This is a genomic window from Glutamicibacter sp. AOP12-B1-11 (genome assembly GCF_052379245.1).
Lineage (GTDB): Bacteria > Actinomycetota > Actinomycetes > Actinomycetales > Micrococcaceae > Glutamicibacter.
Window position 1 is genome coordinate 30,078 of the sequence record NZ_JBQSYL010000020.1, and the last position, 16,862, is coordinate 46,939.

The 16,862-nt window shown below is 58.0% G+C and carries 19 protein-coding genes; 5 read left to right on the forward strand and 14 right to left on the reverse strand.

Annotated features, from left to right (window positions below):
- Positions 1-316: 316 nt before the first annotated feature.
- Positions 317-2,155, reverse strand: coding sequence for an SH3 domain-containing protein (locus ACT3UQ_RS12765; protein ID WP_444637228.1), 1,839 nt, complete (start codon positions 2,153-2,155; stop codon positions 317-319).
- 324 nt (positions 2,156-2,479) lie between these two features.
- Between ACT3UQ_RS12765 and ACT3UQ_RS12770 the strand changes: the two genes are divergently transcribed.
- Entirely contained in the window at positions 2,480-3,247 is a 768-nt protein-coding gene (locus ACT3UQ_RS12770) for a 4'-phosphopantetheinyl transferase family protein (protein ID WP_444637230.1), read from the forward strand.
- On the opposite strand, the gene ACT3UQ_RS12775 is transcribed toward ACT3UQ_RS12770, so the two are convergent.
- The 3 genes from ACT3UQ_RS12775 to ACT3UQ_RS12785 form a co-directional block, all read right to left on the reverse strand.
- Positions 3,244-3,591 (reverse strand): cupin domain-containing protein, encoded by a 348-nt coding sequence (locus ACT3UQ_RS12775; protein WP_105552911.1) that lies wholly within the window; start codon positions 3,589-3,591, stop codon positions 3,244-3,246. The genes ACT3UQ_RS12770 and ACT3UQ_RS12775 overlap by 4 nt on opposite strands.
- A gap of 112 nt (positions 3,592-3,703) precedes the next feature.
- The gene (locus tag ACT3UQ_RS12780; protein WP_146113357.1) at positions 3,704-4,558 is read right to left on the reverse strand and encodes a hypothetical protein; all 855 of its coding nucleotides are present in this window, start codon (positions 4,556-4,558) and stop codon (positions 3,704-3,706) included.
- Between the two features lie 446 nt (positions 4,559-5,004).
- Positions 5,005-6,228, reverse strand: a complete 1,224-nt coding sequence (locus ACT3UQ_RS12785) for an MFS transporter (protein WP_258133510.1) — start codon at positions 6,226-6,228, stop codon at positions 5,005-5,007.
- 146 nt (positions 6,229-6,374) lie between these two features.
- On the opposite strand from ACT3UQ_RS12785, the gene ACT3UQ_RS12790 reads away from it, so the two are divergent.
- Entirely contained in the window at positions 6,375-7,151 is a 777-nt protein-coding gene (locus ACT3UQ_RS12790; protein WP_444637232.1) for a MerR family transcriptional regulator, read from the forward strand.
- A gap of 73 nt (positions 7,152-7,224) precedes the next feature.
- Here ACT3UQ_RS12790 and ACT3UQ_RS12795 read toward each other — a convergent pair whose 3' ends face one another.
- On the reverse strand, positions 7,225-7,419 hold the full coding sequence (locus ACT3UQ_RS12795; RefSeq protein ID WP_105552907.1) for a helix-turn-helix domain-containing protein: 195 nt from the start codon (positions 7,417-7,419) through the stop codon (positions 7,225-7,227).
- Positions 7,420-7,661: 242 nt separating this feature from the next.
- Between ACT3UQ_RS12795 and ACT3UQ_RS12800 the strand changes: the two genes are divergently transcribed.
- On the forward strand, positions 7,662-8,150 hold the full coding sequence (locus tag ACT3UQ_RS12800) for an Lrp/AsnC family transcriptional regulator (protein ID WP_105552906.1): 489 nt from the start codon (positions 7,662-7,664) through the stop codon (positions 8,148-8,150).
- Here ACT3UQ_RS12800 and ACT3UQ_RS12805 read toward each other — a convergent pair.
- From ACT3UQ_RS12805 to ACT3UQ_RS12825, 5 genes are all read right to left on the reverse strand, one after another.
- A complete protein-coding gene (locus tag ACT3UQ_RS12805; RefSeq protein WP_105552905.1) occupies positions 8,147-9,355 on the reverse strand; it encodes an MFS transporter in 1,209 nt (402 codons plus the stop codon). The genes ACT3UQ_RS12800 and ACT3UQ_RS12805 overlap by 4 nt on opposite strands.
- Positions 9,339-9,743, reverse strand: a complete 405-nt coding sequence (locus ACT3UQ_RS12810) for an arsenate-mycothiol transferase ArsC (protein ID WP_105552904.1) — start codon at positions 9,741-9,743, stop codon at positions 9,339-9,341. The genes ACT3UQ_RS12805 and ACT3UQ_RS12810 overlap by 17 nt, the downstream gene beginning before the upstream one ends.
- Positions 9,744-9,817: 74 nt before the next feature.
- Entirely contained in the window at positions 9,818-11,326 is a 1,509-nt protein-coding gene (locus ACT3UQ_RS12815; protein WP_105569627.1) for an APC family permease, read from the reverse strand.
- Between the two features lie 79 nt (positions 11,327-11,405).
- A complete protein-coding gene (locus ACT3UQ_RS12820) occupies positions 11,406-12,263 on the reverse strand; it encodes a universal stress protein (RefSeq protein WP_444637233.1) in 858 nt (285 codons plus the stop codon).
- Between the two features lie 2 nt (positions 12,264-12,265).
- Complete coding sequence (locus tag ACT3UQ_RS12825; RefSeq protein WP_105650298.1) at positions 12,266-13,678, reverse strand: flavin monoamine oxidase family protein; 1,413 nt, start codon at positions 13,676-13,678, stop codon at positions 12,266-12,268.
- A gap of 105 nt (positions 13,679-13,783) precedes the next feature.
- On the opposite strand from ACT3UQ_RS12825, the gene ACT3UQ_RS12830 reads away from it, so the two are divergent.
- Together ACT3UQ_RS12830 and ACT3UQ_RS12835 are read left to right on the forward strand one after the other, a co-directional pair.
- Positions 13,784-14,437, forward strand: coding sequence for a TetR/AcrR family transcriptional regulator (locus ACT3UQ_RS12830; RefSeq protein ID WP_105650297.1), 654 nt, complete (start codon positions 13,784-13,786; stop codon positions 14,435-14,437).
- Positions 14,434-14,655 carry a DUF1049 domain-containing protein gene (locus ACT3UQ_RS12835; protein WP_105552899.1) on the forward strand — a complete coding sequence of 74 codons (222 nt, stop codon included), beginning with the start codon at positions 14,434-14,436 and terminating at the stop codon, positions 14,653-14,655. Before ACT3UQ_RS12830 ends, ACT3UQ_RS12835 begins: the two co-directional genes overlap by 4 nt.
- On the opposite strand, the gene ACT3UQ_RS12840 is transcribed toward ACT3UQ_RS12835, so the two are convergent.
- From ACT3UQ_RS12840 to ACT3UQ_RS12855, 4 genes are all read right to left on the reverse strand, one after another.
- Positions 14,652-14,840, reverse strand: a complete 189-nt coding sequence (locus tag ACT3UQ_RS12840) for a hypothetical protein (protein WP_105552898.1) — start codon at positions 14,838-14,840, stop codon at positions 14,652-14,654. The genes ACT3UQ_RS12835 and ACT3UQ_RS12840 overlap by 4 nt on opposite strands.
- A 167-nt stretch (positions 14,841-15,007) precedes the next feature.
- A complete protein-coding gene (locus ACT3UQ_RS12845) occupies positions 15,008-15,373 on the reverse strand; it encodes a hypothetical protein (protein ID WP_105552897.1) in 366 nt (121 codons plus the stop codon).
- Between the two features lie 372 nt (positions 15,374-15,745).
- Positions 15,746-15,985: a hypothetical protein gene (locus ACT3UQ_RS12850; protein WP_444637235.1), complete on the reverse strand. Its 240-nt coding sequence runs from the start codon at positions 15,983-15,985 to the stop codon at positions 15,746-15,748.
- A gap of 302 nt (positions 15,986-16,287) precedes the next feature.
- Positions 16,288-16,776, reverse strand: coding sequence for an Lrp/AsnC family transcriptional regulator (locus tag ACT3UQ_RS12855; RefSeq protein WP_105552895.1), 489 nt, complete (start codon positions 16,774-16,776; stop codon positions 16,288-16,290).
- Between the last annotated feature and the right edge of the window lie 86 nt (positions 16,777-16,862).

The following is a 16,862-nucleotide window of genomic DNA, read 5'->3' on the forward strand; positions in this document are numbered from 1 at the left end:
GCTGGATAGGTAACCGCGGGCAGCTATCAACTACCATTGCTGCGCCCGGCTAAGAGCGCCCATGCCAGGCACCGGTCGGAGCCCGGACTGCTGATTTACCGATTGGCGCTTTTTCCGGATGATCGCTTCAGGTCATTCCATTCCTCGAAGCAATAAGAAATACAGGATCTCGGTGGAGATCCAACATGCCGTATTCCGCGGCTGAAGCGCAGCAGAGTCTGTCCTTGCGCGTGCGGTGAGACACAATACCCCTGCAGGGAAACGCAAGGGCTGCGGCCCTGCCCTCAGGGGACAGGATCCGCAGCCCTCTACTTGCCTAGCCGTTCAGCGCGCTGTAATCCAGAGCGCCTCCGGTGGCGGAATCGCCGTAGGTTTCCACGTGGACGTGGTCCATATGCCGGGTGGTGTCATTCCAGTTGTCGGTGAACTGGGTGCCGTACTTGCCAGAGGTCGAGTACGGCTCCCAGCCCTTCGCCTCAGATAGCCAGATCTTGTCCTGCCAGATCAGGTAGTGGACTCCCAGCTGCTTGCGGTTGTCCAGCAGGAACTGGGAAATGCGGTCTCCGGCGGCGATTCCGGCGGCGCTGTGGTAATTGCCGATCATCGCGTCCACGGCTTTGCCGGAGCTGTGGCCAACGGATCCGGGACGCACCGTGCCCAGCGAGGTGAAGTCACCGGCGAACAGCTGCCGCAGCTGCTTGATGACCCCTTGGGTATCGCTGCGCACCGGGTGCAGCTCGGCGGTGCTCAAGTAGCGGGAGCTGACGTATCCGGTGCCGACGCCGCTGGTCACCTTGGCCCAGCCGTTCTGCGCGCTGATCAGCTGCACTCGCCCATAGGCCGGGAGAATTCCCTTGCTTGCATAATTGGTCCCCGGGCCGGTGCGCAGATGCAAGCTGCCGGTTGTCCAGCGGTATTGCGCGCTGGACGGTTTTTCGTCGCTCAGGTAGTCGGCGCTGACGTAGCCGGTCCCCTCCGAGGAGGTCACCTTCGACCAGCCCGCCGTAGTCAGGTGGACGGTGAGCTTTTCCCCCTTCGGGATCACGCCGAGCGAACGATGGCTGGTGCCGGCCCCACTGCGCAGGTTGAGGTTCGCGGTGGTCCACTGGGTGCTGCCCCCGATAGGGCGGACGCTGTCGTCGTCATCCTTGGGCTGGCTGTCGCTCTTGGCGCTCGTGGACAAATACGCGCTGCTGGCCCAACCGGTGCCTTGAGAGGAGCTTACCTTCGACCAGCCGCTGGAGGTCGTGTGGATAGTGACCTTCTCGCCCTTGGGGATCACGCCGAGCGAACGGTGGTTGGTTCCGGCCCCGGAGCGCACGTTCAGGTTTGCCGTGGTGTACGCTGACTTTTTGGCGGTGGGCGGGGTCTCTGGTCCGGAATTGGAGGCGCCACCGCCCAGGTAGGTCCGGCTGACCCAACCGGTCCCCTTCGAGGACGAGACCTGGGCCCAGTTGCCCGAGGTGCGCAGGACATTGACCTTTTCGCCCTCCGGGATCACCCCAAGCGAGCGGTAGCCGGTTCCGGCCCCGGTGCGCAGATTCAAGTTGGCGGTCGTATAGCGCGAGCCCTCCGAAGATTCCGTTTTCGGGTTGCTCGGCTTCGACGAAGAACCCTTCGAGGTCAGGTAGCTGGCGCTGGACCAACCGGTCCCCTTTGACGAGGTCACCTTGGCCCATCCCCTGGACGTCTTCGAAACCGTGACCTTCTCTCCCTTGGGGATCACACCGAGCGAACGGTAGCCGGTCCCGGCCCCGGTGCGCAGGTTGAGGTTGGCCGTCGTATAGCGAACCGAACCGCCCTTGGAATCCGTGGTGGACGAGTCTTTTTCCAGGTATGAGCCAGCGGACCACCCGGTTTTCCCGCCGTACTTGATCTTGTTCCAACCATTGCTGGTCGCCAGCACGCTGACCTTGGTGCCCTTCGGGATCACCAGCAACGTAGCTGAGGAGGTTGTGGCCCGTTCGCGCAACCGCAGGTTTGCCGTGGTGCGCTTGATTGTTGCCGATTTGGCGGATTGGACGGTGAGCTTCGCCGTCGGCAAGGAGTTCGGCACATCTGCGGATGCCGGTGGCGCTGCGGCTGCCTGAGCGCCGGTTCCGATTGTCATGGTCACGGCCAAGGCCAGTGCTGCGGTGCGTCCCGGATTCCTCATAAGTCCCTACCTGATATCAGTCGGCGACGCTCATCCATCACGGTTCATAAGGCATCTGGCAATGTCCGAGCGGCTTGTGCTAGTTCGTTCAATCGGCACCCACCCCACAAGGAAAGCCGCCCCAAGCTCGCCACCGAAAGTACTTCTACGCAACACCCTCCCACAATCGGGCCCGACTCGCACATCATTTTCCCAGATCGACGTCTTAAAACACGCAGAGGTAAGGTGGCTTACTTTTCCGATGCACTAGGCGCTCCGCCGGTCCTCGACCGGCGTGACCCGTTGTGCGTCCCCTCCAGAATTCCAGCACGTAGGCTTGAGCACATGGGCATCGATAATTCTCAGTCACAGATTTTCTACGTGGTGGCTACCGCCCGCGAGGTCGAGCTGGCGGCGGAGAACTTTGGCGGTCCAGAGCAGATTCTTGGCACCGAAGCGAGGCGCGCAACCGACTTCCTGCAGGCCGAAGACCGCCAGGCCTTCCTCGGGGCACGCACGCTGCTGCGCTTACTGCTGGCGCATGTCCAGCACGGCGATCTGGCGATGGCCGCGCAGCTGCGGATCTCACGTCGCTGCACTTCGTGCGGTTCTGTAGAGCATGGGAAACCTGCATCCCCAGAGCATTCCATCTCGCTTTCGCGCACCCGCAAAATGTTCATCGCGGCAGTCGGCCCGAAGAGGATCGACCTTGGAGTCGACATTGAGCGGGGGCCCGGCTTTTCTCCCGAAGGCGTCTTTGCCGGTTTTGATGACGTGGCGCTCACCGCCGCGGAACGCAGACTGGTTCGTCGAGAGGCCAATGCGGATAGGGTGCGCCTCATCGCATGGTCGGCCAAGGAGGCTCTGCTCAAAGCCTCCGGCACGGGGCTACGCCAAGAGCCGTCCGCCGTCCCGGTGCTATCGGCGCGTGCGCTTCGCGCCGAGCGTGAAGGTCAGTGGACCGAGGTGAAGCGCCCGGCCGAATACCAATTGCGCTGGCTGCCCGTGCCTGCCACCCATGTCTCGGCATTGGCCGCTTCTGTGTCGCTGCCGGTCGTGGAACTCAGCGCAGAATTATTCGGAGATGGGAACGGCCAGCTACTACAGCGCTAAACGTCGATGAAGGTAATCAAAATGCGGGCAGGGTTTTCCGCATAAACGGCGTGGACCACACCGGCCTCCAACTGGATCATTCCGCCATAGCTCAGTTGATGGGTCTGATCACCGACGCTGAAGTCCACTTGCCCGTCGAGAACCTGCACGATGATGGGAGTGGCTGCCTTATGCTCGGCCAATTCGACATCTGCGTCAAAAGCGATCTGCACGAGCGTGGCGCCGGAAGCGGAACTGATCCGCTGGGCCGAGTAGCTCCCTGGCTTAATCGGATTCGCTAATTCAAGATCGCCCAATTCCTGAGCCAACAGGGAACTTGCTACCTTGGTGTAGTTCTTGTCCATCACGAATCTTCCTTTACGTCAGGTGGTGCCCGGTGCTGGAGGTCCAATCTCCTTCGAGTATTCCAGAATTTGCCTGCATTCCAAGGCTGCGAGCGCATTGGCCGCAGCGGGGCTAGTAGGAGCGCCGCCTGACCTTGCGGACAATTAGCAGAATGACGCTCACCAGCATCGCCGTCGCAAGCGTCACCAACGCCGGAATGATCCAGTCGGATTGCCGTACGGCAGCTACGGTCAGCTCGCCGAATCTGCTCAAGGATGCGCCCCATGACCCCTCAGGGTTTTCCAAGATCGTGACCACCGCGGAGATCACCGCGGGCATGATCCATTGAATTGCCAAGGCAATAATCCAGAGAACCAGATGCCAGGCTCGGAGAAAACCAAGGAATCCCAGCACGAATCCGAGCAGCAACGGGCCGGCATAGGTCAGCGAGGAATAGATGTTTGGATCGGCCGGAGTATACGTCGCCACCATTTGCATCCATTGCCCCACGCTGAATGCGAGCACTGCGACCAGCAGGGCCACCACGCTCAGCCGCAATTTTGCGATGACAAAATAGAGGATCTGGGAAATCACCAGCAGCGTTCCGAAAACCCATAGCTCCCTTTGAGTTTCGGGGCTGGCACCCCCTTGCAGAAAATTCGGCTCGCCGCCCAATATCCAATGCGCCGCTAGTCCCAAGAGGAAGAGCATCATGCCCACATCGGTCAGAATCGCGAAGCTCGTCGCGCGCCGCCCTATGGCTCGGGCAAACCAACCACCGAGCAGAGCGACAAGGGACAAAACAATAATCAGGCCCGCTGCGTCGGAATCCGGAGCAGGCAACAGCGACTCGTCTCGTTGGCCAAGCCACAACCAAAGCCAAGGAGCAACCGCAAGAAGTACAACGAATAACCCCGCAACGATCTGGGCCCACCAGGGACTCCAGAAGTTCCGGCTGCTTCTCATATTCAACGTATGTGCTCCCACGGGCTCATTCTGTCAGAGGAGCGAGTCTGATTCTAGGACCTCAGGAGCTATTTCAGCGCGTCGGCCACCGGTGTCACAGCGTCGACAAGTTCACCGCATACGGCGGTTCGGATCGTTTTGGGCTGCACTGCCCCGCGGCACAACGCCAAAGAGACCCGTACACGTTTCCCCTCAAACGGGGAAGCGTGTACGGGTCTCTTGATCAGACCTTTTGATGCCCGACGACGGTGTATTTGTCCCGTGTCTAGATGCGCCCGCGAAGATGTGGGTGATCTTTACGGTGACCGGCGTAAGCCATGCCAGGTGGTAACCCGATGACTTCAACTGAAACCAGTAAATACCAAATCAATCACTGTGTGCAACCGACCTGTTGATGAGTGATCAATATGATCAGTCCTAATACTTTGAGGTACCTTAGAGCCGACATTCTGCCGAATCCACTGAATTTAGTGTCGTGGATCACTGTCTTCAACGGCTTCGCTATGGACTCTTTCAATCTTGATCTTTCGCTCGGACACCGCGGAGGACAAGAACATCGCCACGATGACAAACCCCAAAGGCAGGATCAATGCCTGACGCAGCCCAAATTCATCACCCACGAATCCGAGGAGTGGCGGGCCGACCAGGAATGCGATGTATCCAATAGTTGCTGCTACGGCGACGCGTCCTGCAGGATCATTTCCCGAGGCTCCAGCGGCAGAAATCGCCAGCGGAAATGCGAGCGAGGTGCCGATTCCCCACAGAATGACTGCGCTGCCTGCAAGAACCGGGTTATCGAGAAAGATGACGCCGGACAGGCCGGACGCACCGAGGAAGGCGCTCACGGCAAAGGTCCGGCTCGCGCCGAAACGTGCGATGAACCAGCCGCCGCAGAACCTGCCAATGGTCATCGCCAACGCGAAGCCGGTGAAAATCAGGGAGCCCGCGGCCGGGTCAAACCCGTGGCCGTCCACCATGACCAGCGGGAGCCAATCATTGGCGGACCCTTCGGCGAGCGCCATCGCCAAGACGATGAAGCCGATCAGCAACAAGCGAGGATCCAGCCACAACCGCGCGGTGCGCTGCGGCACTTCTCCATCCTGCCTGTGCGTATCGATTTTTCCGGTTCCCTGCGGAAGATAGCGATTGACGTAGAGGAATAGCGCGAGGGAAAGCAGGCCGCTGAGCACCAAGTGCCAAATTACAGGGAAGGCCAGCGACGTGAAGACTATCCCGAGGCTCGCCCCAATGACGGTACCGAGCGAGAAGAAGCCGTGCAGGCTCGCAAGGAATGGCTTCTTGGTGATTCGTTCCACCTCGGCGCCTTCCACGTTCATGCCAACTTCTGCACTGCCCATTCCGGCGCCGAAGATGAATAGACCCGCGGCGACGCACCATTCCAATTGGAAGTGGGCGCTTATTCCAATCAGCGGCATAGAGATAACCACGGCGGATGAGCCTGCTTGGATCACCGGACGGGCCGCGAAACGCGCAACGAGCTTTCCGGAGAAGATAATTCCAAGCATCGATCCTACGGATAAGCCGAAGAGCACAAGCCCCATCTTGGCGGGGGTAGCTTCGAGCAGATCGCGAATGGCCGGTGTACGGGTTACCCAAGAGGACATCGTCAGCCCGGGGAGGAAAAACAGCGTATACAGCGCCCAACGGCGTTGGGTAATGGTCGGTGCCAAGTCCGCTCCTGGTGCGGGTGCAGTCGGTGCCGAAATCGGCATTCATAGTAAATCTACACAAGGTTGGCATTTGCAGGACAACTTTGTCTGCAGAAACATCATTACGCCTTGACCTTGACGCTGCGTCAACCCTTAGCGTGGTAGCCATGAACGATTTTCTGTCGACCAATCCCGGTGGTGCGCACTCGATCAGTGAAGTGGCACGGGCCGCAGGTGTGAGCAGTCGAACCCTGCGCCACTACGACCATATCGGTCTACTCCATCCGAGCTGGACCGCAGACAATGGGTACCGTTTTTACACCCGGCATGAGTTGGTGCGCCTGCAGCGCATTCTTCTAATGCGTCAGTTGGGACTGAAGCTGGAAACCATTGGCGAAATCATTGATGAGCATCAAGATGAGATTTCTGCCCTCCAAACCCATATCACCGAGTTGTGGAACCAACGCACTGCTTTAGATGCCCAAATCAACGCCCTGAGGCACACCATCCAATCGCTAAGATCAGGAGAGAGCATGAATGTAGATCAAGCCTTCGACGGCTTCAACGAACAATACAAAGACGAGGTAGTCGCCCGTTGGGGCCAAGAGAGCTACGTAAAGTCGGATCAGTGGTGGCGCGGACAGTCGAAGGACCAACAGGCCGCACAGCTGCAGCAGGTGAAAGACCTAAATGAAAAGTGGATACAGGCTGGGCGTTCAGGCATAGACCCAACTGGTGACCGAGCCCAACAAATTGCTGCGGAGCATGTAGCTTGGCTCAATAGCATCCCCGGAACCCCGGGCCATGAGGGAGATGAAGCACAGCTTAGGCAATATGTATTGGGGTTGGCCGAGATGTACGTGGCCGATGAACGATTCGCGAAGAACTACGAAGACCAAGCTCCCTTTGTGAAGGCATCTTTGGAACGTTTTATGCAGGGGTAGTTGCACTCCTAGAGGTAAATCCCGTCCGGGGCTGTCCCTCGGTCGGGATTTACTGCTGTCGCCTACACATGCGCTATTCGCTGCCGTCGCTGATTTCGTCGCGGGCTTGGGCATAGCGGTGCTGAATGTAGTTTTCCAATTCGACCCTTTCGACCCGCCACATGCCACGTCCACCAATCTGTATCGCCGGAAGCTCGCCGCTTTTCACCAGTGCGCGTACCTGCGGAAGCTTGACGTTCAACTCTTCGGCGACGTCTTCCAATCTCATAAACCTCATACTTGATAGGTTACTGTTATTTGCGGTTATTTGGTGTGGGAATAGGCAAGTTGTGGATAAGTCGGTGTTCGAAGATTCGACTGCATCCGGGCGATGACACATAATGAGTTAGACGCAACAAAACCGGTCAGACCGTGCAACACACTTGGGTGCGGCTGGTCATTTTGACTAAAATCCTATGAAGGCACTTACGCCGCCGCCCACCCAACTTGCCAGCACAGGAGAAACTCCATATGCATTCGGAAACGTATCAGCTCGATGAGACCGACCGCCGAATCCTGTTGGCCCTGGATGCCGATCCCCGAGTGCCGATCATGATGCTGGCACAGCAGCTGGGTTTGGCCCGCGGCACCGTGCAGACCCGGCTGGAACGGCTGGCCCACTCTGGCGCGTTGCGTCCAAATACCGCACGGATCCTGCCAAGCTCGATGGGGCGCGGAGTCAGCGCGTTCGTCAGTGCAGAGCTCAACCAGTCAAGTTTGAATGAAGCCATCGAGGCACTTCGCGGCATCCCAGAGGTACTCGAATGTGTTGCACCGGCCGGTGAAACCGACTTGTTGATCCGCGTCTCGGCCACCGATCCAGATGATCTATATCGAGTCTCCGAAGAGATCCGCCTATGTCCTGGCATCACGCGCACATCTACCTCGATGATTCTGCGCGACGTGATCCCCTACCGCACCACCGAATTGCTCAAGAAACTCAGCGGAACCAAGAACTAGCTAGCTACTAGATCCAGTGTCCTTGCCGGAAGGTTTCTACGCGCGGCAAATACGCACACCATGCTGAGCAAGCAAAGCCCGATTAGCAACGCGATAAACCAGATGGGGTCCGCGAATGGACGCCACATGGCGAAGAGGGTCGGGAAGCTAAATCCGATAAAGCACACCGCATAGAACCGTCCGGTGAGTTTGCCCATTTCTGCCGATCCGGCAAGGTCAAGCACCTGGCTCAACCCAGCCACCAGCAAGACGCCATTTGCCGAACCCGAGAGAATAAAGGCGAGGACGCCCAAGGCTTCGGAGCCGGTCGTGTAAACCACGATCATCAAGAGAAAAGCCAGGACCGCCAGAGTGAGCCCGGCGAGCAATAGGTTCACCTTGCTGGTGTTGTTGTATCGTTTGGCCAGTGGCTGGATGATCACTCCCATGCCCATGGTGATGGCAACCGCGGCGGTGGTGTAGAACAGCGATGACTGGCCAGCGTCCGTGCTCAATGCGGGAACTATGGCAAAGCCACTAGCGGCCAGCCCAAAGACCCACGGAGCCGCTGGAAGAACGACGAATCTGAAGCGGGCGAGATTCTCCGCCGTGGTGCTGCCTCCAGCTGTTCGAAGTTTGGGAGCTTTTTCTTCCTTGACTGTGGTGATCAGCAGCAGCCAAGACACAGCAGCTACGGCGTGAATTCCATAAGCCAGTTCGGGGCTAGCGCTCGCGCCAACTATTGCCCCGGAAATTATCGGTCCCAAGGCAAAGCCTGCCGAGGTGCACAGGGCCGCACGAGTGGCTCCTGCCGGACCGACGCTCAGTACTTTAACCCAGCTGGTCACCGCGACCATCGCCAGTCCCATCCCCATTCCGGTGAAGACACGTCCGAGATACAACCCGGAGTCGTTCACCATGCCGAACATCATGGCAACCGAACCCAGCGTGGACGCGGTCAGCGCCAGCAGCGTGAACGGCTTGCGGCCAAATTTGTCGGCCAGGGGCCCGCCCAAGAGCAAAGTGGGGATCATGCCGAGCAAATAGCTGCCCATCACCAGCATCGCTTCAATTTCGTTCAACTCGCGGTGCTGCTGGTACCAGCTAATAAGCGATACGTACTGGTTGGCGCACCAGCCAGTGAGGACTAGGCAGATGCCTGGAAGCCACCACGAATTCTTACCCTGCTTGGTCTTGCTCGTGGTGATCTTACTTCTCCAGTTCATGGAACAGTTCGCGAACGCGATCTGCAATTTCGTCACGGATCATATTCATCCGTTCCGCACCGGTGACCCCGTCTTCGCTCGGTTCATAGGTGATCCAGCGTTCGGTGGGGATCGCTTCGTCAATGCTCGGGTTGGCTTCGCTCCCCAAGATGACTACGCGGTCCACCTTCTCCACGACCGATGAATCAATAGCCTTAGGCGTTCCGGCAGACATGTCTGCACCGGTTTCGGCCAAAGAATCGACCGCCTCGTGATTGATCACGGTGCCAGGGTTTGTACCGGCCGAATAGCTGGTGACCGTGCCGCCAGAAACAAGATCCATCAATGCCGCAGCCATTTGCGACTTGCCTGCATTGCGCGAGCAGATAAAAAGAACCGAAGTAGCCATGAACTCATTGAACCACCCACAAGGCATTCGTGGGTGGTTCAATGATATTTGTTGAGGGCACATTATGGCTGCGCTCAACGCGTTTTGATTGTTTCTCCCTTGAAGAAAGCGGGATGCCGCACCCTGGTGAAGAGCATGATTGCTACGCCAAGCAGCAGCACACCTACGCCGAGGATGAAGACCATTCCCACGTTGCCGATCGCGGATCCGGAACCGTAATCGGGGTTCATCGATTCGACGGCGGTGCTGAAGAACATTACCAGCAGCACCACACCGCCGACCAAAGGAGCCAAGAATTTGAAGAAGAAATTCCGCACGTTGGTAAATAGTTCACCGCGGAAATACCAGACGCAGGCCAGCGCCGTCAGTCCGTAGTAGAAGCAGATCATCAGCCCGAGCGCCGTGATGGTGTCCCACAATGCATTTTCGGAGATCAGCCGGGTCACGACATAGAACACCGCGGCGGCAGCTGCCGAGACGATGGTAGCTACCGAGGGCGACATGAAGCGTGGCGAAATCTTGGCGAAGCTCGGCGGCAAGGCCTTGTAGTAGCCCATGGCGAGCAAGGTGCGTGCCGGAGACACCATGGTTGACTGCAGCGAGGCTGCCGAGGAGGAGAGAATCGCCAATGACATCAGGATGGCCAGTGGACCCATGATCGGCCCCGAAAGCACCGCAAAAATCGATTCTTGGTTCGCTTCATTGCCTGCCCCGAGCCCGGTTTCACCCACACCTGCCCAGTAGAGGACTCCCAAGGAAACCGCTAGATACAAGGCGATGATCAGGAGCACTGTCCAGGTCGCGCCGCGTCCGGGTACCTTGTTGGGGTCGGTGGTTTCTTCGTTCATGGTCAGCGTGACATCCCATCCCCAGAACACGAAGATGGATAGCGAGATGCCCGCGGCAAAGGCCGAGAATGAATCCACGCTCGCCGGGTTGAACATGTCCAAGGTGATCGGCGTGCGGTCAAAGGGCGTGCTGTTGGTGAAGGCCATGACGGCAAAGAGCAGCAGCACCGATACTTGGAAACCGACCAAAATATACTGAAACACCTTGGTTGCGTTCAGTCCGCGATAGGAAATATAAGCCGCCGCGGCGATAAAGGCCAGTGTGGTGGGAATGTTGACCCAAAGATTATCCGTCAGCTCGGCAATCGCTTGATTGCCGGTGAGCTGGGCGATGAGGATATAGAAGAAATCCACGGCTACGGCCGCCAGATTCGATAAGACGATCACCGTCGCCGCGATCAGACCCCAGCCACCCATCCAACCGATCATGGGACCAAAGGCGCGGGTGGCCCAGGTAAATGAAGTCCCCGAGTCCGGCATCGCGTTGTTTAGCTCGCGGTAGCCCAGTGCCACCAGCAGCATCGGAATGAAACCCGCCAGCAAGATGGCCGGAAGTTGCGTGCCGACCTCGGACACCGTGGCGCCTAGGCCGGCGGTCAAGGTGTAGGCCGGGGCAATACAGGAAATACCGATCACGACCAGTCCCAGCACGCCTACGGTGCCGGTGGACAGGCCCTTGGAGTGCAGGCCGGTGTCCGGTTGCTCGACGGTGTCCCGTCTGAGATCTTGCGACATAGTGATTACCTTCTGGGGTTCATGCTGGGCAGGCGTCGTCGTCTGTCCAGGGTGCGGGCAGCGCCCGCTCCACGGATTTTTAGTTCGGCACCACGGCCATGGGGACGTTGAGCTGGCGCAGAATTCGTTGTGCCTTGGGACCGATGAATAGGCGCCGGGTGGCGGCAAGCCGCGCCGAGCCAAGAATGGCGAATTCGCCATCAATCCATTCCAGGGACTCGATGGCCTCATCCAGGCTTTGCCCCGAAACCACTTCAACGGATGCCTGCAGTCCCATGGAGTCGGTCAGTTCGGTGAGGAACTTCCTGGTGCGCACCAGATGCTGGTTCAGCTCGGTGGCCGGGTCAGACACATCAGAGTCAGCCACGAGGGTGGCCACACGTAAATCCACGCCACGGGCTGTGGCGAATCTAGCTGCGCTGGCGATCACCTCGCGTGCCCCGGGGCGGTCCCCCACGAAGGCTGTCATGCGGGTGATCCTCCCTTGGGCCGCACGCAGCGAGGCTAGCGCTTGCGGGCTGGACATGATCACCGAAACGCTCGAAGAGTGCAGGAGCGCGTTCGCCACGCCACCGGGCATGAAGAAACCCGCCCGGTGGCGTTTGCGTCCGCCCAAGACGATCCCATGGGCTCCGCTGTCTTCGGCCAGCTCCATCAGACCTTCGGCCACCGAAGGCACCGAGCGGGCTACCACGCGAACGGCGACTCCCGCCGGGACCTGGTTCAGCGCGTGGGCGGCCCATTCATCGACCTTGGCGGAGAGAATCGAGTCGAATCCGTGGTCCCCGCCGGGATAGACGGCGCTAAACGGGGTACTGGCAGGGAGCACTATCGCGATCACCAGGCTGGGTGACAAGGTGCCCTGCACCAGGGCCGCGGCCAGTTCGATGGCTTCGGCGCCGCGTTGATCTGCGGTGTATCCTACAAGCAATTTCATGGCTAGGCGGTGACCTTATTCAGTGGAGCCACACCGTCATAGTTTTCGTCGTAGCTGGCCCCGTCAAGCTCGGCGATGATTCGTGCGGCCGAGCGGCGGCCCATTCGCACGGCGCCATCCACGTGCTGGAATCCTTCTCCGGCGAGGTCTGAGGAGGAGAAGTAGAGCGGTCCGACGTTGTCATTTTGGGTTGCGCCGAACCTCGAGAGGCCGCCCAAGTCGTAGCTGGTGGCATAGGCCCCTCGGGTCCATTCTTCGGCGCCGAAATCCGAAAGGTAGAAGACCTTTGGCTCCAAGGCTTTCTCGCCGAGGAATTCGCAGATCCCCTGCAGGATCTGCTTCTTGCGGTCTTCTTCGTTCAGTTCCCACATGGCATCGGCGTTGACGTCAGAGATGAAACCGACCAGGGTACCGGTGCTTTCTCCGGTGTAGGTGTTGTCATAGAGTTCCTGTACCAAGGAGCTTGGGCCGAAACAGGTTCCGGATAGCCCGGCTTCTCGCCAGAACGGCGTCTCGTACACGGCATGGACCTTGATCACTAGACCCATGGAGTGGTGCTGGTGGGTGATCAGCTGCTTGCGGGGAAGCGCCGGCACATAGCTGATGCGCGAGTACAGGTTCGGCGGAACTGCAATGACAGCCTTCTTGGCCTTCACGCTGACGGTAGCTCCGTGGGCGATTACCCCATCTTCAGACCATTCGAGCTTCAACACCGGATTCTCCAGGAATACGTCGTCGCCGAGGCGCGCGGCCACCGTTTTGGAAACTCCCTGCATGGTGCCCACGATGCGACGGTCAAGGATGAAATCCTCATCAACAAGGTTGTCGAAAGATCCTGCCGAGGATGCCATCAGCACCGCTTGCAATGCCGAGAAGGTGTGTGCCGGTTTGGTCAGCATGCCACCGGCGATAAATAGCCCAATGTTTTCGCAGGCGAGATTGTCTGCCGAATGTTCGCGCAAGAAATGATGGAAGGAGACCATGTCCAGCTCCTTGGCGCGCGGGTGCTCCCATGGCTTGTCTGGATTCATCTGTGCCGCAAGCTCATTCATCAGCTCAATGAGTTTGTTCATTTCGACTACGGTGCTTGCCGCGACCGGGAAATCCGCGCCTTCATAGACGATGCTCTCGCCATCGGTGGTTCGATAGACGCTCTTGCCCGCTTTGTAGCGTTCGAAGGTTTCGATGCCCAACTCGTCGATCAGCGAATACAATCCGGTCTGATCCGGGCTGATCCACTGGCCACCGATTTCAATGGTGGCGCCGTCCATTTCTTCGCTCCAGGTGCGCCCGCCTACACGGTCACGCGCTTCGAGCACCGCCACGGTCTTGCCGCATTTTTGCAGTTCGAAGGCGGCGGTGAGACCCGATGGCCCAGCACCGATCACAACGACGTCACGTTCAAGTTGTTTCATGGTAATTCTCCTCAACACTAAATGAATTTGGTTCATTTACCTCTGCGTATAGCATAGAGTACGAACATGCGCTTGTGAAGCATGCCACGTCAGGGGGAAATTGGAATGACCACCGAAGGTGCCCGACGGGCCGGTCGACCACGCACAGCGATACTCAACCGTGACCGAATCACCGAGCACGCGCTGGGTCTCGTATCGCAGGACGGCTATGACGCACTGACCATGCAGCAACTGGCCAGGTCCTTGGGGGTCTCGCCTTCGGCCCTCTACAACCACGTGGATTCCAAGCAAGACCTGCTGCAATGGATTCAGGAATTGGTGATGGCGGAGGTGAACACCTCCGCCTTCGAAAAACTAGAAATCCACGAGGCGCTGATTCACTGGGCTACCAGCTACCGCGATATTTTCGCCAAGCACATTCCATTGATCCCGATTATCGCCGTGCTCCCGGTGGCCGATTCGCCACGCACCTTGGGCATGTATGAGCATGTGGCAAAGGCGTTGAAAAACTACGGGCTCGCCGAATCCGAGATCGTTCCGACGATTGTCGCCCTGGAGTCGTTCATCTTTGGCTCAGCCATGGACACCGCAGCGCCACATGACATTTTTGACACGAGCAATCGCCAAGATGCCACCCCTAATTTCACGCAGGCCGTTGCGGCGCAGCGCGAGACGGGAATCAACACCAGCGACGATTCCTTTAGGCGCGGAATCCGCGCGCTGGTGCTCGGCTTGCTGGCTTCGCGAGACCAGCTATGAGGCAAAGCCGTACGCCTGCTGGGAGTTCAAGGCTTTCGGCCAAACAGTGGGCAGCCATCGCGCTGGGAATTATTGCGCTGGTCTTTATCTTGCAGAACCTTCAATTCGTGCGTGTGGAACTGCTGCTCTTCCACACCGCCGCTCCGCTGTGGGCCGTGCTCTCCGCCACTTTGGCCATAGGTTATGTGATTGGGCGGTTCTCTAAGAAGCGGGATTAGTCATCAAGGAACGCCCATTCGCCAACCTCTTCACCCTCGGCATCGAGGATGTCCCCCTGAGCGCCTGGCTCTAGCGGGTAGATGGCGATATTCTTCGACCAGTCCGCGAGTATCTTCTGCAACTCCTCGAGTGGCTTGAGCTTCATACTCTCGGAGTCGAAGTTTACTTCCATTACGAAACGCATGTCGGGCTCCAATCCGTGGGATTGTCGCCATCCTATGCCCAGAATTTCTTAATTACGAGTCTTGTCAGTGGCGCTCCGAGATGCGCACACAGCCGAAGTACCAGCAATACAGAAGCAGCTTGGGCGAAACCAATAGGTTTCGCCCAAGCTGCTTGAAAATTCTGGAGTTAGGGCATAGCGCCCATGGTCGACAGCGACGCGATCGCCTCGTTGCCACCGACCTTGTACAGAGCCAGCAGCAATCCGCCAAAGACGATTCCCATCACGGCGCTGAACCCGAGAGAGATCTTCACCAGCGAGCGTACTTCCTGGCGGCTGACTACCGATTCATCTTCCAGGTAGGAAACTGCTCCGCGGCTAATCGATTCTGCCGGACTAAGCGCTCGGGCACTGAGCAGATTCGACGCCGAATCCGTTGCGCCCCCACGCAGATAGGCAACAGTTGCACGGTTTTTGCGATCCTGACGAAACTTGACGATACTTGCGCCATGACGGGCCAAGAGTATGTCTTCGCCGAGAGGGATCGCACCCATGTTCTGCTCCTAGATTTTTGCCAACAACGTAATTCCAGTAAAGCCCATAAATTTTCCCCTTTTTACAGAACCCTCTAATTCGTTCACAACGTCACAGCACCTTGTGATTCAATCCGCATGAATAACCGGAAGTTACGGCAAAAATGGTGACTTGCGCCATTTATCAAAGAGGCTAAAAATCAAAGCATAAATCTGATTCTGAAGAATATTTATTCTTTAACTAATCTAGGTTTTGCGACCCGTCCATCCTCACTCAGGCGGCGAATGCGACGGGTCTAGCGAAGAGCCTGAGCGGGGATATGAATGACGGCGGTGAGCGAATCCGAAATGTTCTACTCACCGCCGCCATTGAAGGTAGCGCGCCGATACCCGCTAGGCGGTCTTCATCTGCCCTTGCTTGCGGTCGCACTTAGCTTCGTGAATATGTGTCTTGAGCTCCTGATTCGTCAGGTTCTCCGGGGATGCGACGCCGTGCTTATTTGCCTGCCGAATCAGCGACTCGCGGATCTCTGCTGCGTGTGTTCGCCGGTATTTCGCGACCAGATAGATACTGGCGCCAGCAAGCGCCGTAAGGGTGACCAATGCGGCCAGTATAGTTACGTCAACACTCATTAAGTTCTCGGCCTCCTCAAAACTCAACCGCGGATGCGGCTAGCCTCGACCGAGGCATCGTCAGCGATGGTTCACGACTTCGAAACGCCTCACCTCGGAAGAGAACGTTCATCTTAGCATTTTTATTCGAATAATGCCAGTCGCTATCGTCAGGAAGTACGAATCGAGAGCGTGTTCCCGAAGCCTGCAAATCGTTCTACTTTCGCACGCTGGCTTCGATTCCGTCGTGGACCATATTCCCGATACGTTCTCATCCAAACGTCAGTATCGTCGAGGGGTGCCAACCGGGTTGCAACCATTCGCTAATACTCGTCGGTTCCATGGCTGTGTTCAAAGACCAGAGAAGTTTGGGTGGTGGCCACCGCGGGATTCGCTGACAGGTTGTCCAAGACGAACTGCCGCACATCTGAGGAGTTCCGGACAGCAACGTGCAGGACGAAATCGTCGGCGCCGCCGAGGAAGAACAGCTGGCGGACCCCGGGTTTAGCACGCATGTCCGAAGCGAAGCTGGACATCAGGTGACGTGCGCCCGGACGTATTTTGACGAAGATCAGCGCCTCGAGCTCCCGACCAAGAACTTGCGGATCGACCTCGATGGTGAATCGGGAGATGACTCCGGAGTCGCGTAGGGCATTTAGTCGAGCCAGGCAGGTGGATGCCGCAATTCCCAATTCCTCGGCCAACGAGTTATTAGTTCTACGTGAATTCTCCGAGAGCAGCGCCAACAACCGTCGGTCTAGCTCATCGAGCTGGGCAGTTCTTTTTTCGCCAGACGCGGGGTTATTGAGCATCTATTTGCACCAGCTTTCACTACCAAGTTTTTTTGGGCCTTGCCGCCTTGGACGTCTTTACATTCTCTAGAACAACATCATAGTGA

Excerpts from the sequence above, each read along its gene's own strand:
- ACT3UQ_RS12765 (WP_444637228.1), bottom strand. The coding sequence starts at position 2,155 with ATGAGGAATCCGGGACGCACCGCAGCACTGGCCTTGGCCGTGACCATG.
- ACT3UQ_RS12770 (WP_444637230.1), top strand. The coding sequence starts at position 2,480 with ATGGGCATCGATAATTCTCAGTCACAGATTTTCTACGTGGTGGCTACC.
- ACT3UQ_RS12775 (WP_105552911.1), bottom strand. The coding sequence starts at position 3,591 with ATGGACAAGAACTACACCAAGGTAGCAAGTTCCCTGTTGGCTCAGGAA.
- ACT3UQ_RS12790 (WP_444637232.1), top strand. The coding sequence starts at position 6,375 with ATGAACGATTTTCTGTCGACCAATCCCGGTGGTGCGCACTCGATCAGT.
- ACT3UQ_RS12795 (WP_105552907.1), bottom strand. The coding sequence starts at position 7,419 with ATGAGATTGGAAGACGTCGCCGAAGAGTTGAACGTCAAGCTTCCGCAG.
- ACT3UQ_RS12800 (WP_105552906.1), top strand. The coding sequence starts at position 7,662 with ATGCATTCGGAAACGTATCAGCTCGATGAGACCGACCGCCGAATCCTG.
- ACT3UQ_RS12805 (WP_105552905.1), bottom strand. The coding sequence starts at position 9,355 with ATGAACTGGAGAAGTAAGATCACCACGAGCAAGACCAAGCAGGGTAAG.
- ACT3UQ_RS12810 (WP_105552904.1), bottom strand. The coding sequence starts at position 9,743 with ATGGCTACTTCGGTTCTTTTTATCTGCTCGCGCAATGCAGGCAAGTCG.
- ACT3UQ_RS12815 (WP_105569627.1), bottom strand. The coding sequence starts at position 11,326 with ATGTCGCAAGATCTCAGACGGGACACCGTCGAGCAACCGGACACCGGC.
- ACT3UQ_RS12820 (WP_444637233.1), bottom strand. The coding sequence starts at position 12,263 with ATGAAATTGCTTGTAGGATACACCGCAGATCAACGCGGCGCCGAAGCC.
- ACT3UQ_RS12825 (WP_105650298.1), bottom strand. The coding sequence starts at position 13,678 with ATGAAACAACTTGAACGTGACGTCGTTGTGATCGGTGCTGGGCCATCG.
- ACT3UQ_RS12830 (WP_105650297.1), top strand. The coding sequence starts at position 13,784 with ATGACCACCGAAGGTGCCCGACGGGCCGGTCGACCACGCACAGCGATA.
- ACT3UQ_RS12835 (WP_105552899.1), top strand. The coding sequence starts at position 14,434 with ATGAGGCAAAGCCGTACGCCTGCTGGGAGTTCAAGGCTTTCGGCCAAA.
- ACT3UQ_RS12840 (WP_105552898.1), bottom strand. The coding sequence starts at position 14,840 with ATGCGTTTCGTAATGGAAGTAAACTTCGACTCCGAGAGTATGAAGCTC.
- ACT3UQ_RS12845 (WP_105552897.1), bottom strand. The coding sequence starts at position 15,373 with ATGGGTGCGATCCCTCTCGGCGAAGACATACTCTTGGCCCGTCATGGC.
- ACT3UQ_RS12850 (WP_444637235.1), bottom strand. The coding sequence starts at position 15,985 with ATGAGTGTTGACGTAACTATACTGGCCGCATTGGTCACCCTTACGGCG.
- ACT3UQ_RS12855 (WP_105552895.1), bottom strand. The coding sequence starts at position 16,776 with ATGCTCAATAACCCCGCGTCTGGCGAAAAAAGAACTGCCCAGCTCGAT.